The sequence below is a fragment of the Bacillus sp. F19 genome, assembly GCA_023823795.1.
Classification (GTDB): domain Bacteria; phylum Bacillota; class Bacilli; order Bacillales; family Bacillaceae; genus Bacillus_P.
The window spans coordinates 4,927,136-4,953,373 of the sequence record CP085710.1 but is presented as its reverse complement, the minus strand read 5'-3'; the positions used below and the strand labels follow the sequence as shown (position 1 = coordinate 4,953,373).

Genomic DNA, 26,238 nt, shown 5'->3' with positions numbered 1-26,238 from the left:
TTCCGATTGTTCATGCTATAATATACATGCTTATAAACTTGGGAGGATTTCATCAACATGTCATTTGAAACCTTATTAAAACAAGATGAATGGAAGATTGTCGATCAGTCCAGTCTCGGACCTCATTTTGATGCGAGACAGTCCTTTGCGATGGATGATACGTTATGTGCAGCGGTCGGGAACGGCACTTCACCTGCAACGGCCCGGACATGGGTTCATCATAAAACGATTGTGCTTGGCATTCAAGATACGAAGCTTCCATATTTACAGGATGGAATCACTTATTTAAAAGAACAGGGGTATCGCGTGATCGTCCGAAATTCAGGCGGCCTCGCTGTTGTTTTAGATGAAGGGGTTCTTAATATATCGCTGATTTTTCCTGAAACTGAAAAAGGAATCGATATCAATCGCGGCTATGACACGATGTGGGATCTGATTAAGCGGATGCTTGCGGACTATGGTACTGAGATAGAAGCAAGAGAAATTTCGGGATCTTATTGCCCAGGCAGCTATGACTTAAGCATAGGCGGGAAAAAATTCGCCGGAATTTCACAGCGAAGACTGCGCGGGGGCATCGCTGTTCAAATTTATCTATGTGCCGACGGCAGCGGAGCTTGGAGGGCGGAATTGATACGCAGATTTTATGAGCTGGCGAAAAAAGGCGAGCCGACGAAATTTGTATATCCTCAAATTGTTCCTGAAACAATGGCATCCTTGAGCGAACTGCTTCATGATGAAATTACTGTTCAAACTCTTATGCTGTCGTTTCTGAAAACCTTAAAGGACCTGAGCGGCAGAATTTACGCTGCTTCACTGTCTGTCGATGAACAGGTGCTGTTTGAAAAAAATCTGCTTCGCATGTATGACCGGAATGAAAAAGTGTTTGGAACTGTGCAATAGAAAAACGCATCAGGTTTCTTTCTGATGCGTTTTCTGCTTCCATTTTTCGTACTATTCGGCGAGCTTTTCAAGATTGCCGTTGCGGTCCATTTTAAACTTCGTAGCCGGACGCTCCTCTTCCTCAAATAAAACTAGTTTTCTTGCACGATTCATAATCTTCATTAATGTTTCATAATCTTCTTGAACCATAACCGTATCCTGTTCAAGCTGAGAAACCTTTACTGCCAGATCCTGATTGCGTCTAGATAGCTCATAGTTTTCACGTTTCAATCTTTCATTCTCAAGTTTTAAGGCATTTACATGTTCATTGTTTGAAGAATAAGATTCTAAAAATGCGATAACATGGCTCATTGTAAGATCTGCAGATGCGGCAGGTGTTCTCCGTGCTGTATATGGAATTTCATATACTTCTTCTTTATATACTTCTTCTTTGTAGACAGGATGGGTGACTGCAGGCAATTCCTCATTATCAATCTCAAAAGATTCAACTTCTGTCATTTCCGGTGCTGCTTCTGATTCTTCCGGAGAATAAAGCAATTGTTTTTTGGCAGGCTGACCCTTGCCGGTTGCTCTCATCTTTTGTTTGCGCTGTTTTTTTGCAAGCTGAAGCGCTTTTTCATAGTTATGTCTGACGACTGCATTCCAGCGGAAACCGCAGGCTGCTGATGTGCGGTTGAGTTTGTCGCCAACTTCTTCGAATGCGTTTAGCTGTGTGCTGCCTTCGCGAACGTGGCGGAGTACGGTTTCAGCCAATAATAAATCATCTTCTTCTGACCAGGCATCTTGTCTTTGCTTCATGGTCTCAACTCCCTTTTAAAGTTTTTAAAAACTATAAAATATTGCGTCTTGATGTCTAGCTTCAGCGCCTAGATCCTTGGACAGAACGGCACTGCCAAAAAATTCTGGCGGACCTTTGGAGCGGGGCATGGCGCTTGCGCTTTTCTTAGATAGATAGTTGTGTATTTTCCTGTTATCATTTTGACCAGAAACTCTGGGCTTTATACAAAAACTTTACAAGGATACTAGATTTTCTTTATTTTTACATTTGTCTATAATAGAAGTTATTTCCCCCGGCTTGCAATGAGGGTCGATTAACGGTAAAATACCAAATAGTGTTTGAACGTGATTCAATAGAAGGAAAGGGTTGTAAATAAGGTGGCAAATGAATTCAGAATATGCGACGATTGCCAGGCAACCAACATTAAGACGTTGCTCCCCCGCCTGAAAAAGGTTGATCCCGAAGCGAAAATTGATATCGGGTGCCAATCATACTGCGGTCCGGGAAGAAAAAAATCGTTTGCATTTGTAAATAATCGTCCGCTCTCAGCACCAAATGAGGACGAATTAATGGTTAAGATCGAAACGAAAATCAGTAAATAATATCACCATTGGCTCATTATGCAGTGGTGATTTTTTTATCCAGCCAATTCCTTTCCGAAAATGGTTGTTTGCATCAAAAAAGAATCGATATAATGGAAACAAGTCAAGATGGAAGAGGGAAAGCGATGGCATATCGGAGCGGCAAGTTATCTGAGGAAAAAGTATTTAAAGATCCTGTTCACAGATACATTCATGTAAGGGACAAGCTGATCTGGGATTTAATCGGAACGAAAGAATTTCAAAGACTCCGCAGAATCCGTCAATTAGGGACGACCTATTTAGTCTTCCACGGAGCAGAGCACAGCCGCTTTAATCATTCTTTAGGAGTCTATGAAATTGTACGGAGAATTGTAGACGATGTGTTTAAAGGGCGTCCTGAATGGAATGAGGATGACCGTCTGCTTTCGCTTTGTGCAGCACTGCTGCATGATCTCGGACATGGTCCGTTTTCGCATTCTTTTGAAAAAGTGTTTCATTTGGATCATGAAAAGTTAACGCGTGACATTCTTGTCGGAGAGACAGAAGTAAATGAGGTGCTCCGCCGCATGGGAGATGATTTTCCGAAGAAGGTATCGGAAGTCATTGCTAAAACGTATGAAAATAAACAGGTTGTAAGTCTTATTTCAAGCCAGATTGATGCTGACCGCATGGATTACCTGCAGCGGGATGCCTATTTTACAGGCGTCAGCTATGGTCATTTTGATATGGAGCGGATTCTCAGGGTCATGAGGCCCCGCGAGGATCAGGTCGTGATTAAGCAAAGCGGCATGCATGCAGTCGAGGATTATATTATGAGCCGTTACCAGATGTATTGGCAGGTGTACTTCCACCCGGTAACCCGCAGTGCAGAAGTAATTTTGACAAAAATCCTTCATCGTGCAAAACAGCTGCACAAAGACTATTACACATTTAAGCAGGATCCCATTCACTTTTACTCTATTTTTGAAGAGGAAGTGACAACTCAGGATTATCTGAAATTGGATGAATCAGTTGTTCTGTATTATTTTCAGCAGTGGCAGGAAGAGACTGATCCTATATTGAGAGATCTTTGCACAAGATTTATGAACCGGAACCTGTTTCAATATGCCGAGTTTAATCCGGCAGCCACAATGGAAATGAAAAAGCTGATGGAGCTTACGGCTCTCTTTAAAAAAGCTGGCATTGATCCTGACTATTATTTGGTTGTTGATTCATCTTCAGATCTTCCGTATGACTTCTATCGTCCGGGAGAGGAAGAGGAGAGGCTGCCGATTCATTTGCAGCTGCCGAATGGGGACCTGCGCGAGCTTTCCCGTCAGTCTGAAATAGTAGATGCGATATCCGGAAAACGCAGAACAGACCATAAGCTGTATTTTCCATTAGATCTCATTCAAGATATGTCAGTAAAACGAACGGCAAAAAAACGGATTTTGGAATTGTTAAACTTATAAAAAAAGAGAGATAGTGTGAAAATACAAGGTTAGGAGTGTTGGGGTTTGCTTAACGAACACGCAAAACTGATGAAGGTGTTCTCTTCATCAGGGGAAATCACCGGACGGAAAAAGCTGCAGAAAATGATCTATATCGCAAAAAAAATCAATCTTCCTTTTTATGAAAAGTATGACTTTCATTTTTACGGACCTTATTCGGAGGAGCTTACGCTCAGAATTGAAGAGCTGTGCAATTTGGGCTTTCTGAACGAAATGCATGAGAAAAAAGGCGGCTATTTTCAATACCGCTACTCCCTGACAGAAGCAGGCGAGGAATTTTTAACTCATTATGACCTTGAGATGCCTCCTCTTAAAGATTGTATGGAAGACTTAAACAGCCAGTCAGCAAGATTCCTGGAGCTCGTATCTACGGTCCTTTTCTTTGACACTCTTGAAAAAGAAGAAGTGAAAGAGAAGGTATTTACCCTGAAGAGCAAGCAGAAATACACAGAAGAAGAAATTGAACAGGCGTATGCGTACATAGAGTCGATTCGCACGAAGGTTGTTCAATAAAGAGTTCCCGCGGTCCTATTTGGCTGCGGGATTTTTATTCTCAGGGAGGGGCAGCGCAAGCGCAAGAAGAAGATGCAGCAGTTATGATAATGACTTGGAATTGAGCAGATTTGAATAGTCCTGTACCTTATTTATAGCCTAAAATGACATTTTATTAGCTTAATTCCCATGATTTATAGCGTAAATCTTTTATTATTTAGCTGAAATCCGGAATCATTAAGCCAAGTAGATGAATTCATATTTGTGTATTTCGCCATTACTGAAGTTTTGTACCTATATATGCCCCTTTTTAGCTGAAAACAAAGTTTATTTGCTGGAGCAAATCCGAAATCTTAAAACGAAATTTCTCTGCTCTTTAGAAATAAAAAACCGACCCTCACTCCAAAGCGGCCGGTTTTCCTCATATGTACTTAATCCTCGTCACTCAAACGCTTGCCGTTCACCGCATAATGATTTTTGCTCATTTCTTCAATGAAAACCGCAATCTTTTCTGCAGGAGCACCTGTTGTTTCAGATACAGCAGCCGTTACTTTTTCAACTAGAGCCTTTTTTTGTTCCTCTGTGCGGCCTTCAAGCATTTTGACTGTTACGTATGGCATATTGATCTCTCCTTTTTCTATCGTAGTTGGATTCTTCTATAGTATACTTGATAGAGAATAGAATGTTTAGCGAAGCCGCTTGCAAAGGAGAATGATTTGTGGAGTTTTTGGCGTTTGATTTAGAGCTTATTCCGTACGTGGTGATTGTTTTGGCGATTGCGTTTACGGTTCATGAATTTGCACATGCATATGTAGCATATAAATTTGGAGATCCGACTGCGAAGAATCAGGGGAGACTGACGCTGTCGCCGCTTGCCCATCTTGATCCGATTGGTACACTGCTGATCTTCATTGCCGGTTTTGGCTGGGCGAAGCCGGTGCCTGTGAACCGGTTTTATTTTAAAAATCCGCGCCTTGCGGGTGTGCTTGTATCAGCAGCAGGCCCATTAAGCAATTTGGTCATCGCTTTTATTGGGCTTGCTGTTTGGTATATACTTTTAAGTACAGGTGCTTTATCTTCCTTATCATCCGGGATGGCGGAAGGCGTGCATCAGTTTTTCAATATTTTAATCTTCCTGAATATTACGCTGTTCATTTTTAACCTTTTTCCGTTTCCGCCGCTTGATGGATACCGGATTATTGAAGATCTTGCGCCATCTGGAGTCCGGGCAAAAATGACGCAGTTTGAAAGTTACGGAATGGTTGTCTTTTTAATTTTAGTGTTAACACCTTTGGACAAATACACGATACAGCCTGTTTTCTCTTATGGGACTGATATCGTGATGACTGTTTTTGAATTGATACTTAACCCGTTTTTCTAGGAGGTCATTTCTTTGGAACAAGATAAAAAGAAAAAAAAGATTGGTTTTAACATCATTAAAAGCGATCCGACGGACGGTCACGGCGGATACGGAGTCGGCGCACTCAGCCTCGATAACATTTCACCGGTTTTCGTTGATGTAACCGAAGGGGAAGCATTTGTGGACATTGGTGCGATGCACGCCAGAAGTGTTGTCGAAAAAGGAATCAAGTTTCTTCCGAACAAAGAAGAGGTGCCAAACGGAAAGCCGTTCTGGCTCGTATGGGTGACCATCGACCGCAAGCCTGAGGGACCTTATTATGCAGGTGTTACAGCCTGTGAAATGACAGTAGACCGTGAAATCAGAAGAGGCTACAAATCACTTCCAGAGCATGTAAATAAAATGGATAAATCCTTAAAGCGCCACATTATGGTCGAGCATATGGATGATGTGTCAAAAGGTATTTTAATGAACTTCCTGAAAAACCATAATGCAGAAATGTGGAAAAACTCCAATCAGGAGCTAAAAGCAGGGCTCGGGGAAGCGTGACAATTCTGTGACGTTTATGTGAACAAATTGTCAAATTCTTGAGCTTTAAATCGCTTATTAGTAAACTGAATATAGCTTATAAAGCTAGGACACGAAAAACCCCGGACCGTATGAGGTCCGGGGTTTTTCATGTGGTTTGCGAGAAAAGTGACGGTTTTTGCTGAATAATTATTTAAAATGGATTTTTCGATCATATATGGTTTTTTTGATAATCCGGAAAATCAAGAATAAATGTTAATCCCACCATCTCAAGACCTTCTTATACCATGTTTCATCCTGATTTTTAGGATCTTTTGCAGGTTCGCTCTGTTTTCCATGCTCCAGATGCTCAGTGCAGTACTCAGTCGGCTCAGTCCCCCTTACAAAATAAGCAAATCGCTTAACCGGGCAATCGTCTGAGGCAAGCTTGCCTGTTTTAGGATTGATATAAACGCCAATAACGCCTTTAGGAGGATTAAATGCTTTAACTGATTGATCTTCTAATGCTTCTTCCATAAAATCGGCCCATATTTGTTTGGCGTATCCTCTTTCAGCAACAAGATCAATCGTTTTGTCTTTATCATAGCCCGTCCAGATGCCTGCCACCAGCTGAGGAGCATAGCCGATCATCCAGCTGTCAGCTTTTGTCGTTCCGGATTTCCCTGCATACTCGCGGGAGAGCTTCGGAATAATGGTGTGGCCTGTTACGGACGTATAATCATTCAATTGTTCATCAAACATGCCAGTCATCAAATGCGAGGTAACGAACGCCGCCTCTTTATTTAAGATTTGTTCTTGCACTTTTTCATTCTGATAAATCACGTTTCCTTCTGCATCCTCAACCTTTTTAATAAAAGAAGGTTCAATCCACTTGCCGCCATTTGCGAGCATTCCATAGCCGTTCACCATTTCAGCCAATCGCACCGGCGAGGTTCCAAGAGCAAGTGATGGCACATGTGATAATTTGCTTGTCACTCCAAAGCTTTTAGATGCCTGAATCAGCTCATCCATTCCAAGATAAAGGTGAGTCTTAACGGCGAATATATTATCCGAAAGTGCTATTGCCTGAGCCAATGTAATGTCGCCGTTTGCATAATACCCGTTGTAATTGCTAGGTTTATAGCTTGATTTGCCGTCTTCAAACTTAAACGTGTAAGGTTCGCTCCTTAAAAGGGTAGAAGGGGTGAATCCTTTATTTACGGCAGCATAATACAGAAACGGTTTCATCGTTGAACCAGGCTGTCTTTTTGCCTGTGTAGCGCGATTAAACGTACTCTCTGCATAATCACGGCCGCCAACAAGAGCCTTCACACTGCCGGTTTTGGGATCCATTGCCATGAACCCGACCTGGATGTCAGATGCTTCATCAATGACATCTGCAATCTTTTCTTCAGCTATTTTCTGCATATCTGGATCTAAGGTGGTGAAAATTCTTAAACCCCGTGTTTCAATTGTTGTCTGATCAAGATTCAGCTTTTTTGACAGCTCATTCATAACCGCATCCTGAAAATAAGGAGCAATGTCTGCTGTTTTCACATCTTTCACAGAACGGTAGCTGAGTGCTTCATTATATGTCTGATCAGCTTCTGTTTGGCTGATTATTTTTTGATTCACCAACGTTTTCAAAATAAGAGCCTGCCTGCTTTTTGCCCGCTCTTCATTATCAAGGGGCGAATAGAGGCTTGGCGCTTTTGGAATACCTGCAAGCATGGTTGCTTCGCTGATGGATAATTCACTTGCGGATTTGTCAAAATAATAATTGGCCGCAGCTTCTGCGCCGTAAGCGCCATGACCGTAATAAATCGTATTTAAATAGCCTTCTAGAATCTCCTCTTTGCTGTAGTTCAGCTCAAGCCTGACAGTGTAGAACGCTTCTGTCAGCTTGCGTTTCCATGTTTTATCGTGAACCAAAAACAGGTTTCTCGCATATTGCTGGCTGATTGTGCTCGCTCCCTGAACCTTGGCCATTGCTTTTAAATCAGCAAGAGCAGCACCTGCTATCCGTTTGTAGTCAAAGCCGTTATGATCATAAAAATGACGGTCTTCTATCGCAACAGTAGCTTCAATTAAGGAAGGAGAAATCTCATCTAAATCAACCCAGTACCTCTTACCGCCGTGATGGGTCTTTCCCATCTCAGATCCATCATTTGCGTACATAATAGAAGATTGCTGAACAGTCAGGGAAGGAGCTCCCTGCCATTTCGCCGTGAGCAAAATCGCTGCTAGGACGATTGATGCTAAGAAAAATAAAATAAGACCAATAAAAATAGCGGCACGCACAGCTTTTATCGTGATTTTCAATCGTCTGGATGTGATGATTTCCAAGTTTCTCCACCTCGTTTCCTCATCTGTTCTGTTTCTTTTTAAATTAAGCGTATTAGATCATGTCCTGAATTATTGTTCAGCTCAAGCGGTTAACTCGCTGTGAAATTCCTATTTTCTTCGCGAACTGACCAAGGCAATCCGCTTTTCTTACCAGTATGAGAATTTCCAAGGTTTTTTAAACCTTCTCTATTAAAATTCTTCTTGCAATTTTGCTAGATTCATCTATACTTTTTCCTGAGGTTTTGAACTCGAATTTTGGCGAATTGTATTTGTTGAATAGGGTATAATCGTAACTAGGGCTTTAAGAAAAAATTGATATAGAAAGGAAGTTTTAAAATGGGAGGACATTGGTTTACAGAAAAGCAAACCGAGAATTTCGGCATCACGATCAAAATTAACCGCACTTTACATACAGAGCAAACAGAGTTTCAAAAATTAGATATGGTAGAAACAGAGGAGTTCGGCAACATGCTGCTTTTAGACGGCATGGTTATGACTTCACAAAGAGATGAATTTGTTTATCATGAAATGGTTGCGCACGTTCCTTTATTTACACATCCAAATCCTGAAAACGTACTTGTAGTCGGAGGCGGAGACGGCGGAGTAATCCGTGAGATCATGAAGCACCCAAGCGTTAAGAAAGCAACACTTGTCGATATTGACGGCAAAGTAATCGAGTACTCTAAAAAGTACTTGCCTGAAATTGCAGGAGAGCTTGAAAACGAGCGCGTTGAAGTGAAAGTAGGCGACGGGTTCATGCATATCGCAAAGAGCGATAATGAGTATGATGTCATTATGGTTGACTCAACAGAGCCAGTTGGACCTGCTGTTAACCTATTCTCAAAAGGATTCTATGCAGGCATTTCAAAAGCGTTAAAAGAAGACGGCATCTTTGTTGCCCAATCGGATAACCCTTGGTTTACGCCTGAGCTTATTCAAAACGTACAGCGTGATGTAAGAGAAATCTTCCCGATTACACGTTTATATACAGCAAACATCCCAACATATCCAAGCGGTCTTTGGGCATTTACAATCGGTTCAAAAAAATATGATCCATTAGAAGTAAGCGAAGAGCGTTTCCATGAGATTGAAACAAAATATTATACAAAAGAGCTTCATAAAGCAGCGTTTGTCCTGCCTAAATTTGTAGCAGACTTAATCAAATAATTGGGAGGGAACACGAATGCGTTTTGATGAAGCCTATTCAGGCAATGTTTTTATTAAAAGTCATCCAACATTTGAAGACAGTGAAGCTGTTCTTTACGGAATGCCGATGGACTGGACAGTCAGCTACCGCCCGGGTTCAAGGTTCGGTCCAACCCGCATCCGCGAGGTTTCAATCGGTCTTGAGGAATACAGCGCGTATTTAGACCGCGAGCTTGAAGAAGTGAAGTATTTTGATGCAGGAGATATTCCGCTTCCATTCGGAAATCCGCAGCGAAGCCTCGATATGATCGAAGATTTCATTGATAAAGTTTTGGCAGAGGACAAGTTCCCGCTCGGTATGGGCGGGGAGCATCTTGTATCATGGCCTGTTATCAAAGCGATGTACAAGAAATACCCAGATCTTGCGATTATCCATATGGATGCACATACGGATTTGCGCGAAGAGTATGAAGGAGAGCCTCTTTCTCACTCAACGCCAATCCGCAAAGCGGCAAATCTGATTGGACCAGCAAACGTCTACTCATTCGGTATTCGTTCCGGTATGAAGGAAGAATTCCAATGGGCGAAGGAAGCCGGCATGCACATCTCTAAGTTTGAAGTGCTTGAGCCTTTAAAAGAAGTGCTGCCAAAGCTTGCAGGACGCCCTGTCTATGTAACAATTGATATTGATGTACTAGATCCGGCTCACGCACCCGGTACAGGTACGGTAGACGCTGGCGGTATTACATCAAGAGAATTGCTGGCGTCAATCCATGCCATTGCAAAGTCGGATATCCACGTAGTAGGCGCTGATCTTGTAGAGGTAGCACCAATCTATGATAACTCTGAGCAGACGGCTAATACAGCAAGCAAATTGATTCGTGAAATGATTTTAGGTTGGGTGCAAAAGCGTCCTTAAATTTGAGGAGAAGCTCCAGGTGTGACTGGGGCTTTTTTCTTATATTGGAAGATTTGCTTAGGAACGTATAAATAATGTCAGAACGTCAACCATGAATACGACCCGACATCCTATTGAACTTTTTCCATGAAATCTTTATACTAGATAAGTTAATAGCGGATACTTTAAAAGGATGTGTCAAATAATGACGGTCAGTAAACCAGTTCAAATTATCGTGAAAACCGAGATCCGCCAGGGTGATGATTCAGAGAACCTGGAGCTTTTTACGAACGGTGAACACTATGTTAAAAATAACGCCTCCTATTTAAGCTATCACGAGGAACACGAGTACGGAAAAGTAAAAACCGTCGTTAAATTCAGAGACGACGAGGTTTTTATTATGAGGTCAGGATCCATCTCAATGAAGCAGCGCTTTATTGTAGGAACGGAAACGATCACGAATTATCAGACACAATTCGGACAGCTCCAGCTTGAAACCAATACTACAGGGATTTCCGTCCGCACGATGGAAGGGAAGTCAAACGGCATCATCAAAGTTGATTATGAATTGCAGATCGGCGAAAAAGATTCGCATTTACATACTTTACATATCATGTTTAGGGAGGAAAAAGGATGAACATCGTTGAGCAAGTAAAAGAACGGTTAAAAGGTGAAATTAAAGCGTCAGTAATTAAGGCAGGCCTGGCAGAAGAAACTCAAATTCCGGATGCTATTCTTGAGCTGCCTAAAGATAAAGCCTATGGAGACTATTCCACAAATATGGCGATGCAGCTTGCACGCGTTGCCAAGAAAGCACCTCGCGCAATTGCAGAAGACATTGTCGCTTCTTTTGATAAAGGAAAAGCATCTATAGAAAAAATTGAAATCGCAGGACCAGGATTTATCAATTTTTATATGAACAACTCATATTTAACAGATCTTATCCCATCTATTCTTGAAGCTGGTGACTCTTATGGCGAGGTCAATATCGGCAACAAAGAAAAGCTTCAAGTTGAATTTGTATCTGCTAATCCGACTGGAACTTTGCATTTAGGACATGCGCGCGGCGCAGCAGTCGGCGATTCTCTTTGCAATATCCTTGAAAAAGCGGGCTATGATGTTTCACGTGAATACTACATCAATGATGCAGGAAACCAGATTAACAACCTTGCACTTTCAGTTGAAGCCCGTTATTTGCAGGCTCTCGGACAAGATGCAGCAATGCCTGAAGACGGCTACCATGGTCAGGATATCATCGAAATCGGCAAGAAGCTTGCTGATGAATTCGGCGATCGTTTTGCAAATGAAAGCAAAGAAGAGCGTCTTGGATTTTTCCGTGAATACGGCTTGAAATTCGAGATGGATAAATTGAAAAGGGACCTGGAAGAATTCCGTGTACCATTTGATGTGTGGTATTCAGAAACCTCACTTTACCATAACGGAAAAATTGATCAGGCTCTTCAAGTACTCCGTGAAAAAGGCCACATTTTTGAAGAAGATGGCGCAACATGGTTCCGTTCAACTGTATTCGGAGATGACAAAGACCGTGTATTAATTAAAAATGACGGTTCTTACACGTATTTAACGCCGGATATCGCTTACCACAAAGACAAGCTTGACCGCGGATTTACGAAGCTGATTAACATTTGGGGCGCAGATCATCACGGATACATCCCGCGCATGAAGGCCGCTATTGAGGCCCTTGGCTATGAAAAGGATACTCTTGGGGTTGAAATTATTCAGCTTGTTCATCTTTACAAAAACGGCGAGAAAATGAAAATGAGCAAACGTACAGGCAAAGCTGTTACAATGCGTGACCTGATGGAAGAAGTAGGTCTTGACGCTGTTCGTTATTTCTTCGCAATGAGAAGCGCAGACACACACATGGACTTTGATATGGATCTCGCTGCATCACAATCCAATGAAAATCCAGTATTCTATGCACAGTATGCACATGCACGGATTGAAAGCATGCTGCGTCAAGGAGCAGAACTAGGATTATCTTATGACGTTGTTTTGAATTTCACAGATATTTCATCTGAAAAAGAAATCGAACTGCTGAAAAAACTCGGAGAATTCCCGCAGGCAGTGGCAGAAGCAGCAACAAAACGCATTCCGCATCGCATCACAAATTACGTGTATGATGTGGCATCTGCTCTGCACAGCTTCTATAATGCAGAAAAAGTACTTGATCCAGAAAATGAAGAGAAAAGTAAAGCGCGCTTGGCTCTAATGAGAGCAACGCAAATTACGCTAAAAAATTCACTGTCGCTAATCGGTGTATCTGCACCAGAAAAAATGTAATTTTGTGGGAACGGCCAATGGCCGTTCTTTTTTTGTTCACAGAAGAAGATAGGTGTGCGAGTTGGATGCTTTGGAATCGGGTCTGAAACCCAATGCAGTTAAATTTTTTTTAGCTGAATCAAGATAAAATGGCCAACTGCAGTTAGAAATAGGCATTTTTATGTAGTTTTTTCGTTTGAAATCGAAGTTTGCGAATTGGATGTCCTTTTTTGCGAGTTGAATCGAGATTCCTGTGAATTGGAGAAGGGTTTTTGCTAATTGAATGACGTTTTCTGCGAGTTGGGTGCTTTGGAACCGGGTCTGAAACCCAATGCAGCTGAATGTCTTTTATAAAGTTATCTGCATCAACGATAAATAGCCAACGGCATCTAGAAAAAAGGCATTTTATGTAGTTTTTTCGTTTGAAATCGAAGTTTACGAATTGGATGTCCTTTTTTGCGAGTTGAACCCTGATTCCTGTGAATTGGAGAAGGGTTTTTGCTAATTGAATGGCGTTTCCAGTGAGTTGGGTGCTTTGGAATCGGGTCTGAAACCCAATGCAGTTAAATTTTTTTTATAAAGATAGCTGAATCAACGATAAAATGGCCAACTGCAGTTAGAAATAGGCATTTTTATGTAGTTTTTTCGTTTGAAATCGAAGTTTGCGAATTGGATGTCCTTTTTTGCGAGTTGAACCCTGATTCCTGTGAATTGGAGAAGGGTTTTTGCTAATTGAATGACGTTTTCTGCGAGTTGGGTGCTTTGGAACCGGGTCTGAAACCCAATGTAGTTAAATTTTTTTAAAGATAGCTGAATCAACGATAAAATGGTCAACTGCAGTTAGAAATAGGCATTTTAATATTGTTTTTTCGTTTCAAATCTATGTTTTCGAATTGGATGCCCTTTTTCGCGAATTGAATGGCGATTTCTGCGAGTTGGGTGCTTTGGGACCAGGTCTAAAACCCAATGCAGCTGAATTTCTTTTATAAAGTAGCTGCATCAACGATAAAATGGCCAAATGCAGTTAGAAATAGGAATTTTTTGTTCTAAAGCTGTTTTTTCGTACAAGGTCCCCGATTTCTTTTAAATTGTCCCGGAAAGTAGTGAGAAAATCCCATTTCACATCTGGATGAGTGGCAAGCGGAACCAGAGATGATGAGAAACGGTAAAGTTCGATTTGATGTGCGATATTGTAATGAATCATCCGCTGAGTATGCTCCAAATTCTGCTTTGTAACCGAATGGAGCGCTTCTATTCCAGACTCTTCATCAAGCCTGGAATAGCGGGCAAACGTAAGTGATTTTGAAGGAGAGCAGTCCCGCAAGTCTAATGCACTTGATACATATCCGAATCAACGCTCCCAAATGCCTATAAAAAATGAGCAATCATGGTGGCAACTGCTTCCAATCCTCTTTGTGAAATAGGTCTTTGAGTAAATTTGTCATAGGTCAGCTGCACAGAGCCTCTAATATCATCGTTCACCGTAGCCTTCACATATTTAATAAAATCCTTATCATAAATAAGACAATTCATCTCATCATTTAAATAAAGACTTCGCTTATCAAAATTAGCTGTTCCAATATCGCATAGCTTATCATCTACAACAATGACTTTTGCATGATAAAAACCATAATAATATTGATAAATCTCACAGCCCGAAAGAATCAGGGGGCCAAAGTAAGGAAAGGAAGCCTCTTTGACAAAAGGATGGTCCGCCTTCATAGGAACAAGCACTTTTATATCTACTCCGCGCCTCCTTGCTTTTATCAGTTCATCCTGTATTTGTTTGCCCGGAATAAAATAAGGCGTGCAAATTATTAGCTCTTTTTGTGCCTGCTTGATGAATGATAAGAAATGACCTTCTAAACTTTGACCGTAGGTAGAAAGGAATTGATGTTCAAGCGTCCCTTGTGAGAGGGGAGGAAAGTAAGCTTGAACAGTCTTAAGGTCTTCACCTGTCGCTTCATGCCAATCACGTAAAAATTGTGTTTGGAGATCCTGCACACCTTCACTTGTTATGCGCAGATGATAATCCCGCCAAAATCCAAGCTTCGGGTCCTTTCCTAAATACTCTTTTCCAATATTGAATCCTCCAGAGTAACCGATTTTTCCGTCAATAACAGTAATCTTACGGTGATTGCGTGCTTGAAGAGTATAAAAAAAGAAAGGAGGAGCAGGGTTATGTGTATACGAAAACGAAACTCCGCTCTTTTTTAACTCTTCAATTTTCTCTTTTTTAAGTGATTTGCTTCCAACATAGTCCAGAAGGAGTCTGACCTGAATGCCCTGTTCTGCTTTTTTTATGAGAAGGGCAAGAAATTCGTCGCTGTCAGGGTCATTTTTTACAATATAAAATAACACATGGATCGAATGAGTGCTATTTTCAATGTCCTCAAACAATCTTTTATAAAAGCGTTCACCCACAATAAATAGTTCAATATCACTTTTTCTCAGCGGATACTTCATTTCATTCTGAAGATGCTTTTTTCTTCCCAAGTAATAGTCGAGCCTCAGCCAAACAACAAATATCAATGCGATTAATCCTATTAGTAACATGCCGTTCAACGTAAGCCCTCCTTATCGATTTAGATCATCTACCTATTATGTTTTACGTCTGGCTGAAAAATTATCAGCATAAAACCATTGACTGAATGCTCATTCATTATTATCATGTAAATATAGGGTAAGATTCAGAAAATTACATGGATTTTAATTTTTTAGAATGATGGGGCAATGGGAGTATTTCAGCACAGAAATGGGGGAGACAAATTGGAAGCACTGTTATGGATCAATTTTGCTGCATTCATACTTGTAACCGCTTACGGAGCGAGTTTATTTATTTACTTAATCCGTTCAAGAATGGCATACATCAAGCTCGGTAAGAAAACAGAGTTTGATCAGCAGTTAAATGAAAGACTGAAGAACATTATGATCAATGTTTTCGGTCAAAAGAAGCTCCTTAAGGATAAAAAAAGCGGCATCATGCATGTGATGTTCTTTTACGGGTTTATTCTAGTACAATTTGGAGCGCTTGATTTTATTATTAAAGGCTTACTGCCAGACAAGCATCTTCCGCTTGGACCGCTTTATCCAGGCTTCACTTTCTTTCAGGAAATTGTCACTTTGATGATCCTGGTTGCGGTAGTATGGGCTTTTTACCGCAGGTACATTGAGAGGCTTGTGCGGTTAAAGAAAAACTTTAAAGCAGGTCTTGTTTTAATCTTTATCGGCGGCTTAATGCTGTCCGTTCTGCTTGGAAACGGAATGAACCTGATCTGGCACAATCATGAATTAACATGGACAGAACCAATTGCTTCAAGCTTTGCCTATTTGCTGAGCTTTGTCGGCGAAACGGGTGCTGCTGTTATCTTCTACATTTCATGGTGGGTGCATTTGCTGATTCTTTTAACGTTCTTAGTTTATGTGCCTCAATCAAAGCATGCTCACTTGCTTGCGGGTCCGGCGAATGTTTACTTCGGCCGTCTTTCAAACCCTGGAAAGCTTGAGAAGATTGATTTTGAGGATGAATCACAGGAAACATTCGGTGTTGGGAAAATTGAAGATTTCAAGCAGACACAGCTGATTGATTTATATGCGTGTGTTGAATGCGGACGCTGTACAAATATGTGTCCTGCAACGGGAACAGGCAAAATGCTTTCTCCGATGGATTTAATTTTAAGACTGCGTGATCACTTAACGGAAAAAGGGGCAGCAGTAACGTCAATGTCACCATGGGTGCCAGCGTACGCTTTTGCCGGCACTAAGGGCAATCAGCTTGCAGCCATGGCATCAGGACAGGGTTCTCAGGAAGCAGCAGCGACGCTTGAGTATAACCCAAGCCTGATTGGCGAAATCATCACAGAAGAAGAAATCTGGGCTTGTACAACATGCCGCAACTGTGAAGATCAGTGTCCTGTTATGAACGAGCATGTAGACAAAATCATTGATATGCGCCGTTATCTAGTCTTGACAGAAGGAAAAATGGATCCGGATGCTCAGCGCGCGATGACAAACATCGAACGCCAGGGCAATCCATGGGGCCTTAACCGAAAAGAGCGTGAAGATTGGCGCGAGGTGCGCGACGACGTTCATGTTCCAACGGTAAAAGAAATGAGTAAAGCAGGCGAAGAGTTTGAGTACCTGTTTTGGGTTGGATCCATGGGATCTTACGATAACCGCAGCCAGAAAATCGCATTATCTTTTGCGAAGCTTTTAAATGAAGCTGGAGTGAAGTTCGCGATACTTGGTAACAAGGAAAAGAACTCAGGAGACACGCCTCGCCGCCTTGGAAACGAATTTTTATTCCAGGAGCTTGCGACGAAAAATATTGATGAATTCCAGAAGAATGAGATCAAGAAAATCGTCACCATCGATCCGCATGCGTACAACATTTTCAAAAATGAGTATCCTGATTTTGGACTCGAGGCAGAAGTGTACCACCATACAGAGCTTCTAGCCAAGCTTGTAGAAGAAGGAAGACTTGTTCCTGAATTTGAAGTGAATGAGACGATTACCTTCCATGATTCCTGCTACTTGGGACGCTACAACGAAGTATATGAGCCGCCTCGCGAAATTCTGAAGTCCATACCGGGTGTAAAGCTTGTTGAAATGACCCGCAACCGTGAAACGGGAATGTGCTGCGGAGCAGGCGGCGGACTTATGTGGATGGAAGAAGATGCCGGTTCACGTGTAAATGTGGCAAGAACAAATCAGGCGCTAGAAGTGAACCCGACCGTTATCAGCTCAGGCTGTCCATATTGCTTAACGATGCTGAGCGACGGAACGAAGGCAAAAGAGGTTGAAGAAACAGTCAGCACGTATGACGTAGCAGAGCTTCTTGAAAAAGCGGTTCTCGGCGAGAAAAAAGAGAGCGTTGCTTAAAAGGAATTTCAGCATAAATGGAGAATGACAGAGATAGATATATAGGAAGGTGGAGCGATTCCGTTTCACCTTCTTCCCTGGGAGTAACCTGAGCGAGCGTTCAATCGGAATTTTGGAAACGTTTTCTTATAAATTAAATTGAGGGGATGAAGAATGATGAATCGAACAGTGATCGTAAGCGGTGTTAGAACACCTTTTGGAAAATTTGGAGGCGGCCTCAGTTCCCTTACGGCCTCAGAGCTTGGAGGAATTGCCATTAAAGAAGCCTTAAAGCGTGCAAATGTAAACGCGGAAGAGGTGGATGAAGTCATTATGGGGTCTGTTCTGCAAGGCGGTCAGGGGCAAATTCCTTCCCGTCAGGCTGCAAGACATGCAGACATTCCCTGGAACGTAAAAACAGAAACGATCAACAAAGTATGTGCATCAGGAATGAGAAGCGTCACGCTTGCTGATCAAATCATCCGTGCCGGAGATGAGGAGGTCATTGTAGCGGGCGGGATGGAATCTATGAGCAATGCTCCGTACATCATGCCTAAAGCAAGATGGGGCCTGCGCATGGGAGATGCCAAGATTCAGGATTTAATGGTCCATGATGGTCTTACGTGCAGCTTTACAGGGGTTCACATGGGCACGTACGGAAATGAAACAGCATCAGACTTGGAAATTACAAGAGAAGCACAGGATGAGTGGGCACTAAGAAGCCATAAGCTGACAGTTGCAGCGATCGAATCAGGGAAACTTAGCGAAGAAATCGTGAGTGTAGAGATTCCGCAGCGAAAAGGCGATCCCCTTAAAATAGAGCACGATGAAGCACCGAGAAAAGATACATCGATTGAAAGATTGTCTAAGTTAAAACCAGTTTTTAATCAAGCCGGCACCATTACAGCAGGAAATGCACCGGGGGTCAATGACGGCGCGGGAGCTCTTGTACTGATGAGCGAAGAACGTGCAAAGCAAGAAGGGAAGCAGCCGATTGCGACGATAATCGGCCATACATCCATTGCGCTTGAAGCAAAGGATTTTCCGAAAACACCAGGACTTGTCATTCTTGAGCTTCTGAATAAAACGGGGAAGAAGCTTGAAGAAATTGATTTGTTTGAAATAAATGAGGCATTTTCAGCAGTCGCTTTAGCAAGCAATCAGCTGGCGGGGCTCGATCCTGAAAAAGTAAATGTAAACGGTGGAGCCGTTGCTCTCGGGCATCCAATTGGAGCGAGCGGGGCGCGAATTATTATTACATTAATTCATGAGCTGAAAAGACGAGGCGGCGGAATCGGCATTGCGGCAATCTGCAGCGGCGGAGGCCAGGGTGACGCAATTATGGTAGAAGTATAAGCGTTAAAACGATCAGGGGGGATATACATGAGTATTCAAAATGTAATGGTTATCGGGGCAGGTCAGATGGGTTCAGGCATAGCGCAGGTTTGTGCAATGGCAGGGTACAAGGTTTACTTGAATGATTTAAAAGAAGAATTCGTTCAAAAGGGATTTGCTGCGATTAATAAAAATCTTCAAAGACAAGTAGATAAAGAAAAAATGACAGCAGAGCAAAAACACGAAATCTTAGGCAGATTGACTGCTTCCATAGATCTTCAGGATGCAGCACAAACAGATTTAGTGATTGAGGCAGCTGTTGAGAATATGAAAATCAAATCAGATATTTTTGCGAAGCTTGATGAGATTACACCAGAGCATACCATTCTTGCGACAAATACTTCTTCATTGCCAATTACAGAGATCGCAGCAGCAACAAAGCGTCCTGAAAAAGTAATCGGCATGCATTTTATGAACCCGGTGCCTGTGATGAAGCTGGTTGAAATTATCCGCGGTCTTGCAACAAGTGAAGAAGTCTATCAGGCGATTGAAGATATGACGAAAACATTGAAAAAGGTTCCGGTTGAAGTCAATGATTTTCCGGGTTTCGTCTCAAACAGAATTCTGATGCCGATGATCAATGAAGCCATCTACACTCTGTACGAAGGGGTTGCAGAGAAAGAAGCGATTGATGAAGTGATGAAGCTTGGAATGAATCATCTGATGGGCCCGCTCACACTTGCTGACTTTATCGGCCTTGATACATGTCTCTATATTATGGAAACGCTTCACGAAGGCTTTGGCGATGATAAATACCGCCCATGTCCGCTTCTCAGAAAATATGTAAAAGCTGGATGGCTTGGCCGGAAAACAGGCAGAGGTTTTTATTCATACGAGGGTTAATCAGACATCACAGGGGGACGGGACATGAATATTCAATTCACAGAAGAGCAGGAAATGATGAGGAAGATGGTACGGGATTTTGCTCAAACAGAAATCGAGCCGTTTGTTGAAAAAATGGAGCAGGGAGAATTTCCAAGAGAGATTCTCCGTAAAATGGGCTCACTTGGTCTAATGGGGATTCCAATACCTGAGGAATACGGCGGGGCAGGTATGGATTTTACTTCTTACATTATTGCCATCCACGAGCTTTCAAAAGTAAGTGCGACAGTCGGGGTCATTCTAAGCGTTCATACATCAGTCGGCACAAATCCGATTCTTTATTTTGGATCAGAAGAGCAGAAAAAGAAATATATTCCAAAGCTTGCAAGCGGCGAATACTTAGGGGCTTTCTGTTTAACAGAGCCAGGATCAGGATCTGATGCAGGCAGTTTAAAAACAAAAGCCGTCAAAAAAGACGGCAAATACATTTTGAATGGATCAAAGGTGTTTATTACAAATGGGGGAGAAGCAGACACGTATATCGTGTTCGCGTCCACAAATCCCGAGGGTGGAACAAAGGGGATTTCAGCATTTGTAGTTGAAAAGAATACCGAGGGTCTTGTGATTGGGAAAGATGAGCACAAAATGGGGCTTTATGGATCACGGACAGTCCAGCTTTCCTTCGAAGATGCCGAGGTACCGTTTGAAAACCTTCTTGGGGAAGAAGGAGACGGGTTTAAAATTGCCATGGCCAATCTGGATGTGGGGAGAATCGGAATTGCTGCCCAATCACTTGGCATCGCGCAGGCGGCGCTTGAGAACTCCATCAACTATGCAAAAGAGCGTGTTCAATTCGGCAAGCCAATCTCTGTTCAGCAAGGCATCGGTTTTAAACTGGCAGACATGGCAACAAGTGTAGAATCCTCTGAACTTCTGACATACAGAGCCGCTTTCTTAAGGCAGAACGGACTTCCATGCGGAAAAGAAGCGTCAATGGCCAAGCTGTTCGCCTCTAAAACAGCGATGGAGGTTGCCATAGAAGCGATTCAAGTATATGGCGGCTATGGCTATACAAAAGATTATCCGGTTGAACGCTACTTCAGGGATGCAAAAGTGTGCGAGATTTATGAAGGAACCAGCGAGATTCAAAGAATCGTCATCAGTAAACATATCTTAAATTAATCAAAACGGGGGATGAAATAGATGTTTTTTAAACTATCAGATGAGCATGAAATGATTCGTAAAATGGTAAGAGACTTCGCTAAAAATGAAGTAGAGCCTACAGCTGCAGAACGTGACGAGGAAGAGCGTTTTGACCGTGAACTTTTTGACAAAATGGCTGAGCTTGGCTTAACAGGCATACCTTGGCCGGAAGAATACGGCGGCATTGGCAGCGATTACTTAGCGTATGTCATTGCGATTGAAGAGCTTTCACGAGTGTGCGCGTCGATTGGGGTTACATTATCTGCCCATACATCACTTGCGGGCTGGCCTGTTTTCAAATTCGGCACAGAAGAACAAAAACAGAAGTATTTGAAGCCAATGGCACAGGGCGAGAAGATCGGCGCTTACGGATTAACTGAGCCAGGTTCAGGCTCTGACGCAGGCGGCATGAGAACGACGGCTAAATTAAACGGCGACCATTACGTTCTTAATGGCTCTAAGATCTTCATCACAAACGGAGGGATTGCCGATACGTATATCGTGTTTGCTGTAACGGATTCTGAAAGCAAGCATAAAGGCACGAGTGCGTTTATCGTTGAAAAAGACTTCAAGGGCTTCTCTGTGGGCAAGAAAGAAAGCAAGCTTGGCATTCGTTCCTCGCCGACAACAGAAATCATCTTTGAAGATTGCATTGTGCCAAAAGAAAACCTGCTTGGTCAAGAAGGAGAAGGCTTTAAAATTGCCATGATGACACTTGACGGCGGCCGAAACGGGATTGCAGCTCAAGCTGTCGGAATCGCTCAAGGCGCTCTTGATGCTTCTGTAGCTTATGCGAAAGAACGCCAGCAGTTCGGAAAACCGATTGCGATGCAGCAGGGTATTGGCTTTAAATTGGCTGATATGGCTACAACGGTAGAAGCATCCCGTCTCTTAACTTATCAGGCAGCATGGCTTGAATCAGAAGGACTGCCTTATGGAAAAGAATCAGCCATGTCGAAGCTTTTTGCAGGAGACACGGCAATGAAGGTGACAACTGAAGCTGTTCAGGTTTTCGGCGGCTACGGCTACACGAAAGATTACCCAGTAGAACGGTACATGAGGGATGCAAAAATCACTCAAATCTATGAGGGAACACAGGAGATTCAAAGACTTGTGATCTCGAGGATGATTACAAAATAAGAGGACAATTCAAACAGGGAGGCGGTGGAAGATGACGAAACGTGAAGTGCATGCTTCTGTCAAAGATGAGCGGCTTGTTCAAATACGACGTGACCAAATGATTAAAGGTGCGGTAAATCTCTTTAAGCAAAAAGGATTCCACCGTACAACCACAAGGGAAATTGCTAAGGCGGCGGGATTCAGCATTGGTACGCTGTATGAATACATCAGACAAAAGGAAGATGTGCTGTATCTTGTCTGTGACACGATTTATGACCAGGTTCGCGACAGACTGGAGAAAGACATTGATATTAAGCAGGGCACAATTGAAAGCTTAAAGGTTGCCATTGCCAACTACTTCAAAGTTGTCGATGAAATGCAGGATGAGGTGCTTGTCATGTACCAGGAGGTAAAGTCACTGTCGCGTGACGCTCTCCCGTACGTCCTGCAAAAAGAAATCGAAATGGTCGGGATGTTTGAAAAAGTGATTTCAGGCTGCGTGGATAAAGGGGAAATTTCGCTTTCCTCAAGAGAGAGGGAGTTATTAGCGCACAATATATTCGTTCAGGGGCAAATGTGGGGGTTCAGAAGATGGGCTCTGCAAAGAAATTACACGCTGGATGAGTATATTGAAGTTCAGACAAAACTGATTCTTCAAGGGGTAGGAAAAAACGGGAATCAAACGAAATAACGAGAGTAAAGGGGATGCGGGACGTATGCATACACAGGAGACCTATAAACCGAAACATGCCGTTCGTTTTGTAACGGCTTCAAGTTTGTTTGACGGACACGATGCTTCGATTAATATTATGCGGAGAATTCTGCAGGCAAGCGGAGCAGAGGTCATCCATCTTGGTCACAATCGTTCGGTAGAGGAAATCGTAAATGCAGCTATTCAGGAGGATGCGCAGGGGATTGCAATCTCTTCTTATCAAGGCGGACATGTAGAATTTTTTAAATACATGTATGACCTTTTAAAAGAAAGAGGAGCCTCGCATATCCGTCTGTATGGCGGAGGAGGCGGTGTCATCATCCCGCGTGAAATAAAAGAACTGCATGAATATGGCATTGCGCGTATATTTTCTCCTGAAGACGGCAGGGAGCTTGGTCTTCAGGGAATGATTGAGCTCATGATGAAAGAGTGCGATTTTCAAACAGTTACTAAAATTGAGGACGAAATCGAAAAGCTGAAAACGGGTGATGTTGGAGCGATTGCCAAGCTGATTACGGTTGCTGAATCACAGCTCGGAAGCAAAAACGAAGCAGCGGCAACAGCCGAAAGGGTGATTTCAGAAGTGAAGCAGCTTTCTTCAGACGCTCCTGTTATAGGGATAACAGGTACTGGCGGAGCCGGGAAAAGTTCGCTTACAGATGAACTGATCCGCAGATTTTTAAATGAAGTCCCTGAAATCAAAATTGCCGTCATCTCCATCGATCCGACAAAGCAAAAAACAGGCGGCGCCCTCCTGGGTGATCGTATCCGCATGAACGCTATCTTTTCGCCAAGGGTCTACATGAGAAGTCTTGCGACAAGACAATCAAGATCTGAATTGTCTCTTGCGATAAATGATGCGATTGCTGTTGTCAAAGGTGCGGGCTATGACCTGATTATTGTTGAAACAAGCGGAATTGGCCAGGGTGATGCAGCAATTACTGAAATCTGTGATCTCTCTTTATATGTCATGACAAGCGAATTCGGCGCCCCGTCCCAGCTTGAAAAAATAGATATGATCGATTATGCAGATTTGATTGTGATCAACAAGTTTGAAAGAAAAGGATCTCAGGATGCAAAGCGCCAGGTGCAAAAGCAATATCAGCGCAGCCACTTGCTGTTTGAAAGCCCATTCGAAGACTTGCCGGTTTATGGAACAATTGCAAGCCAGTTCAATGATCCCGGAACAAATACACTGTTTGTGGCCCTTTTAGATCTAATCAATAAAAAGGCAGACAAAAGCTGGTCTTCAACCCTTCCAGTCGTGAAGGATGTAGAAAAGCAAAACGTCATTATCCCGACAGATCGCCGCTACTATTTAAGAGAAATCAGCGAATCTGTACGCACCTATCATCAAAAAGCTGAATATCAGGCTGACATTGCGAGAAGGTTATTTCAGCTGCAGGGCGCGATCGAAAGTGTGAAAGAAAGAGACGCTGCACCAGAAGTGCTGGAATCATTGGAAGCTATTAAAAAGAGTGTAGAGGAAGAACTTTCACAAGAATCAAAACGGATTTTAGATTCATGGGCTGAATTAAGAGAGAAATATGAAGCTGATCAATTTGTGACCAAAATCCGTGATAAAGAAATCGTGACAAAATTAAAAACGGTTTCTCTTTCAGGATTATCCATTCCTAAAGTATCTTTGCCGAAATACAAAGATTACGGTGAAATTTTGAAATGGGTATACAAAGAAAATGTTCCGGGTTCATTTCCGTATACGGCTGGCGTTTTTCCATTCAAACGTGCAGAAGAAGATCCGAAGCGCCAATTTGCCGGAGAAGGAACACCTGAACGGACGAATCGCCGTTTTCACTATTTGTCCAAAGACGATCCTGCGAAGCGCCTTAGCACAGCATTTGACTCTGTTACACTGTACGGGGAAGATCCTGCTTACCGCCCTGATATATACGGGAAAATCGGTGAAAGCGGTGTAAGCATCTGTACACTGGATGATATGAAAAAGCTTTATGCCGGATTTGATCTGTGTGCTCCTGCAACTTCAGTTTCAATGACCATCAATGGTCCTGCACCTATCATTCTTGCAATGTTCATGAATACAGCGATAGCACAGCAGATTCAAAAACAGGAAACAGAGCTTGGCCGCACACTGACTGCAGATGAGCAAAAAGCAGTGAAGGAGAAAACGCTGCAAACTGTCCGCGGTACGGTTCAGGCAGATATTTTAAAAGAAGATCAAGGTCAAAACACATGTATTTTCTCTACTGAATTCGCTCTTAAAATGATGGGTGACATTCAGGAATACTTTATCAATGAAAAAGTAAGGAACTACTATTCTGTTTCTATTTCGGGCTATCATATTGCTGAAGCCGGAGCTAATCCGATTTCCCAGCTGGCCTTTACTCTCGCCAATGGTTTCACTTACGTTGAATATTATTTAAGCCGGGGCATGAAAATCGATGATTTCGCACCGAATCTCTCTTTCTTCTTCAGCAATGGATTAGATCCGGAGTATACGGTGATCGGTCGCGTCGCACGCCGCATCTGGTCAACGGTTATGAGAGAAAAATACGGCGCCAACGACCGAAGCCAAAAGCTGAAATATCACGTGCAGACATCAGGCCGCTCTCTGCATGCACAGGAAATCGACTTTAACGATATCCGCACTACTTTGCAGGCGTTAATGGCCCTGCAGGATAATTGCAACTCGCTTCATACGAACGCTTATGATGAAGCAATCACAACACCGACGGAAGAATCCGTCCGAAGAGCGATGGCCATTCAGCTGATTATTACAAAAGAACACGGATTAACGAAGAATGAAAATCCGCTTCAAGGATCCTTTATTATTGAAGAGCTAACAGATTTTGTAGAGGAAGCGGTTCTGAAGGAGTTCGATTCCATCAATGAGCGCGGCGGTGTTCTGGGTGCCATGGAAACTCAGTATCAGCGCGGAAAAATTCAAGACGAGTCCATGCATTATGAAATGCAAAAACATTCAGGACAGCTGCCGATCATAGGCGTAAATACGTACATCAATCCAAATAAGCCGTCCGAAGAATCAGTTGATAACATGGAAATCGCACGCGCATCCAAAGAAGAAAAAGAAACTCAGATTCAAAACTTAAGAGCGTTCCAGGAGCGCAATGAGGCATACGCAGCCGAAGCAATCGACCGCTTAAAGCAGGCGGCCATCCACAATCAAAATATTTTCGCTGAATTGATGGAGACGGTAAAATACGCAAGCTTGGGTCAAATCACGCAGGCTTTATATGAAGTAGGCGGGCAGTATCGCCGCAATATGTAAGTGTTAGAGCCTCCCCGATTTTCCGGGGAGGATTTTTTATTTTTTATCCGTCGAGTGCCATTAAATCGGTCACTATCT

General features: G+C 42.7%; 22 protein-coding genes. 17 read left to right on the top strand and 5 right to left on the bottom strand.

Annotated features, from left to right (window positions below):
• The first annotated feature begins 57 nt into the window (after positions 1 to 57).
• On the top strand, positions 58 to 900 hold the full coding sequence (locus LIT25_25400; GenBank protein ID USK33791.1) for a lipoate--protein ligase family protein: 843 nt from the start codon (positions 58 to 60) through the stop codon (positions 898 to 900).
• A 51-nt stretch (positions 901 to 951) separates the two neighbouring features.
• Here the strand turns inward: LIT25_25400 and LIT25_25395 are convergent, their stop codons facing one another.
• Complete coding sequence (locus LIT25_25395; GenBank protein USK33790.1) at positions 952 to 1,698, bottom strand: RsfA family transcriptional regulator; 747 nt, start codon at positions 1,696 to 1,698, stop codon at positions 952 to 954.
• Positions 1,699 to 2,055: 357 nt separating this feature from the next.
• On the opposite strand from LIT25_25395, the gene LIT25_25390 reads away from it, so the two are divergent.
• From LIT25_25390 to LIT25_25380, 3 genes are all read left to right on the top strand, one after another.
• Positions 2,056 to 2,280: a YuzB family protein gene (locus LIT25_25390; protein USK33789.1), complete on the top strand. Its 225-nt coding sequence runs from the start codon at positions 2,056 to 2,058 to the stop codon at positions 2,278 to 2,280.
• Positions 2,281 to 2,405: 125 nt separating this feature from the next.
• Positions 2,406 to 3,710, top strand: coding sequence for an HD domain-containing protein (locus tag LIT25_25385; GenBank protein ID USK36410.1), 1,305 nt, complete (start codon positions 2,406 to 2,408; stop codon positions 3,708 to 3,710).
• A 45-nt stretch (positions 3,711 to 3,755) separates the two neighbouring features.
• Positions 3,756 to 4,262 carry a YwgA family protein gene (locus tag LIT25_25380; GenBank protein ID USK33788.1) on the top strand — a complete coding sequence of 169 codons (507 nt, stop codon included), beginning with the start codon at positions 3,756 to 3,758 and terminating at the stop codon, positions 4,260 to 4,262.
• A gap of 410 nt (positions 4,263 to 4,672) precedes the next feature.
• Here LIT25_25380 and LIT25_25375 read toward each other — a convergent pair whose 3' ends face one another.
• A complete protein-coding gene (locus LIT25_25375) occupies positions 4,673 to 4,861 on the bottom strand; it encodes a 4-oxalocrotonate tautomerase (GenBank protein ID USK33787.1) in 189 nt (62 codons plus the stop codon).
• 98 nt (positions 4,862 to 4,959) lie between these two features.
• On the opposite strand from LIT25_25375, the gene LIT25_25370 reads away from it, so the two are divergent.
• Positions 4,960 to 5,622 carry a site-2 protease family protein gene (locus tag LIT25_25370; protein ID USK33786.1) on the top strand — a complete coding sequence of 221 codons (663 nt, stop codon included), beginning with the start codon at positions 4,960 to 4,962 and terminating at the stop codon, positions 5,620 to 5,622.
• A 12-nt stretch (positions 5,623 to 5,634) separates the two neighbouring features.
• Positions 5,635 to 6,150, top strand: a complete 516-nt coding sequence (locus LIT25_25365; protein USK33785.1) for a YwhD family protein — start codon at positions 5,635 to 5,637, stop codon at positions 6,148 to 6,150.
• Positions 6,151 to 6,384: 234 nt separating this feature from the next.
• On the opposite strand, the gene LIT25_25360 is transcribed toward LIT25_25365, so the two are convergent.
• The gene (locus LIT25_25360; protein ID USK33784.1) at positions 6,385 to 8,454 is read right to left on the bottom strand and encodes a PBP1A family penicillin-binding protein; all 2,070 of its coding nucleotides are present in this window, start codon (positions 8,452 to 8,454) and stop codon (positions 6,385 to 6,387) included.
• 336 nt (positions 8,455 to 8,790) lie between these two features.
• Here LIT25_25360 and speE point away from each other — a divergent pair, with 336 nt between their 5' ends.
• The 4 genes from speE to argS all read left to right on the top strand — a co-directional run bounded on the left by speE (position 8,791) and on the right by argS (position 12,802).
• Positions 8,791 to 9,621: a spermidine synthase gene (speE, locus tag LIT25_25355; GenBank protein USK33783.1), complete on the top strand. Its 831-nt coding sequence runs from the start codon at positions 8,791 to 8,793 to the stop codon at positions 9,619 to 9,621.
• Between the two features lie 16 nt (positions 9,622 to 9,637).
• Positions 9,638 to 10,519 (top strand): agmatinase, encoded by an 882-nt coding sequence (gene speB, locus LIT25_25350; GenBank protein ID USK33782.1) that lies wholly within the window; start codon positions 9,638 to 9,640, stop codon positions 10,517 to 10,519.
• A 184-nt stretch (positions 10,520 to 10,703) separates the two neighbouring features.
• Positions 10,704 to 11,135: a DUF1934 domain-containing protein gene (locus LIT25_25345; protein ID USK33781.1), complete on the top strand. Its 432-nt coding sequence runs from the start codon at positions 10,704 to 10,706 to the stop codon at positions 11,133 to 11,135.
• A complete protein-coding gene (gene argS / locus LIT25_25340; protein ID USK33780.1) occupies positions 11,132 to 12,802 on the top strand; it encodes an arginine--tRNA ligase in 1,671 nt (556 codons plus the stop codon). Before LIT25_25345 ends, argS begins: the two co-directional genes overlap by 4 nt.
• A gap of 1,003 nt (positions 12,803 to 13,805) precedes the next feature.
• On the opposite strand, the gene LIT25_25335 is transcribed toward argS, so the two are convergent.
• Both LIT25_25335 and cls read right to left on the bottom strand, forming a co-directional pair.
• The gene (locus LIT25_25335) at positions 13,806 to 14,105 is read right to left on the bottom strand and encodes a hypothetical protein (GenBank protein USK33779.1); all 300 of its coding nucleotides are present in this window, start codon (positions 14,103 to 14,105) and stop codon (positions 13,806 to 13,808) included.
• Positions 14,106 to 14,149: 44 nt separating this feature from the next.
• Complete coding sequence (cls, locus tag LIT25_25330) at positions 14,150 to 15,337, bottom strand: cardiolipin synthase (GenBank protein USK36409.1); 1,188 nt, start codon at positions 15,335 to 15,337, stop codon at positions 14,150 to 14,152.
• A gap of 213 nt (positions 15,338 to 15,550) precedes the next feature.
• Here cls and LIT25_25325 point away from each other — a divergent pair, with 213 nt between their 5' ends.
• From LIT25_25325 to LIT25_25295, 7 genes are all read left to right on the top strand, one after another.
• A complete protein-coding gene (locus LIT25_25325; protein ID USK33778.1) occupies positions 15,551 to 17,662 on the top strand; it encodes a 4Fe-4S dicluster domain-containing protein in 2,112 nt (703 codons plus the stop codon).
• Positions 17,663 to 17,818: 156 nt separating this feature from the next.
• Positions 17,819 to 18,997 (top strand): acetyl-CoA C-acetyltransferase, encoded by a 1,179-nt coding sequence (locus LIT25_25320; protein ID USK36408.1) that lies wholly within the window; start codon positions 17,819 to 17,821, stop codon positions 18,995 to 18,997.
• A 27-nt stretch (positions 18,998 to 19,024) separates the two neighbouring features.
• Positions 19,025 to 19,879, top strand: a complete 855-nt coding sequence (locus LIT25_25315; GenBank protein USK33777.1) for a 3-hydroxybutyryl-CoA dehydrogenase — start codon at positions 19,025 to 19,027, stop codon at positions 19,877 to 19,879.
• Between the two features lie 24 nt (positions 19,880 to 19,903).
• Positions 19,904 to 21,040, top strand: coding sequence for an acyl-CoA dehydrogenase (locus LIT25_25310; protein ID USK33776.1), 1,137 nt, complete (start codon positions 19,904 to 19,906; stop codon positions 21,038 to 21,040).
• Positions 21,041 to 21,061: 21 nt separating this feature from the next.
• On the top strand, positions 21,062 to 22,201 hold the full coding sequence (locus LIT25_25305; protein ID USK33775.1) for an acyl-CoA dehydrogenase: 1,140 nt from the start codon (positions 21,062 to 21,064) through the stop codon (positions 22,199 to 22,201).
• 31 nt (positions 22,202 to 22,232) lie between these two features.
• A complete protein-coding gene (locus LIT25_25300) occupies positions 22,233 to 22,871 on the top strand; it encodes a TetR/AcrR family transcriptional regulator (protein ID USK33774.1) in 639 nt (212 codons plus the stop codon).
• Between the two features lie 25 nt (positions 22,872 to 22,896).
• Positions 22,897 to 26,160: a methylmalonyl-CoA mutase family protein gene (locus tag LIT25_25295; protein ID USK33773.1), complete on the top strand. Its 3,264-nt coding sequence runs from the start codon at positions 22,897 to 22,899 to the stop codon at positions 26,158 to 26,160.
• The last annotated feature ends 78 nt before the right edge of the window (positions 26,161 to 26,238 follow it).

What these genes read in the sequence shown, in the direction of transcription:
- LIT25_25400 (USK33791.1), top strand. Translation starts at nt 58, where the DNA reads ATGTCATTTGAAACCTTATTAAAACAAGATGAATGGAAGATTGTCGAT.
- LIT25_25395 (USK33790.1), bottom strand. Translation starts at nt 1,698, where the DNA reads ATGAAGCAAAGACAAGATGCCTGGTCAGAAGAAGATGATTTATTATTG.
- LIT25_25385 (USK36410.1), top strand. Translation starts at nt 2,406, where the DNA reads ATGGCATATCGGAGCGGCAAGTTATCTGAGGAAAAAGTATTTAAAGAT.
- LIT25_25375 (USK33787.1), bottom strand. Translation starts at nt 4,861, where the DNA reads ATGCCATACGTAACAGTCAAAATGCTTGAAGGCCGCACAGAGGAACAA.
- speE (USK33783.1), top strand. Translation starts at nt 8,791, where the DNA reads ATGGGAGGACATTGGTTTACAGAAAAGCAAACCGAGAATTTCGGCATC.
- speB (USK33782.1), top strand. Translation starts at nt 9,638, where the DNA reads ATGCGTTTTGATGAAGCCTATTCAGGCAATGTTTTTATTAAAAGTCAT.
- LIT25_25345 (USK33781.1), top strand. Translation starts at nt 10,704, where the DNA reads ATGACGGTCAGTAAACCAGTTCAAATTATCGTGAAAACCGAGATCCGC.
- argS (USK33780.1), top strand. Translation starts at nt 11,132, where the DNA reads ATGAACATCGTTGAGCAAGTAAAAGAACGGTTAAAAGGTGAAATTAAA.
- cls (USK36409.1), bottom strand. Translation starts at nt 15,337, where the DNA reads ATGTTACTAATAGGATTAATCGCATTGATATTTGTTGTTTGGCTGAGG.
- LIT25_25320 (USK36408.1), top strand. Translation starts at nt 17,819, where the DNA reads ATGAATCGAACAGTGATCGTAAGCGGTGTTAGAACACCTTTTGGAAAA.
- LIT25_25315 (USK33777.1), top strand. Translation starts at nt 19,025, where the DNA reads ATGAGTATTCAAAATGTAATGGTTATCGGGGCAGGTCAGATGGGTTCA.
- LIT25_25310 (USK33776.1), top strand. Translation starts at nt 19,904, where the DNA reads ATGAATATTCAATTCACAGAAGAGCAGGAAATGATGAGGAAGATGGTA.
- LIT25_25305 (USK33775.1), top strand. Translation starts at nt 21,062, where the DNA reads ATGTTTTTTAAACTATCAGATGAGCATGAAATGATTCGTAAAATGGTA.
- LIT25_25300 (USK33774.1), top strand. Translation starts at nt 22,233, where the DNA reads ATGACGAAACGTGAAGTGCATGCTTCTGTCAAAGATGAGCGGCTTGTT.
- LIT25_25295 (USK33773.1), top strand. Translation starts at nt 22,897, where the DNA reads ATGCATACACAGGAGACCTATAAACCGAAACATGCCGTTCGTTTTGTA.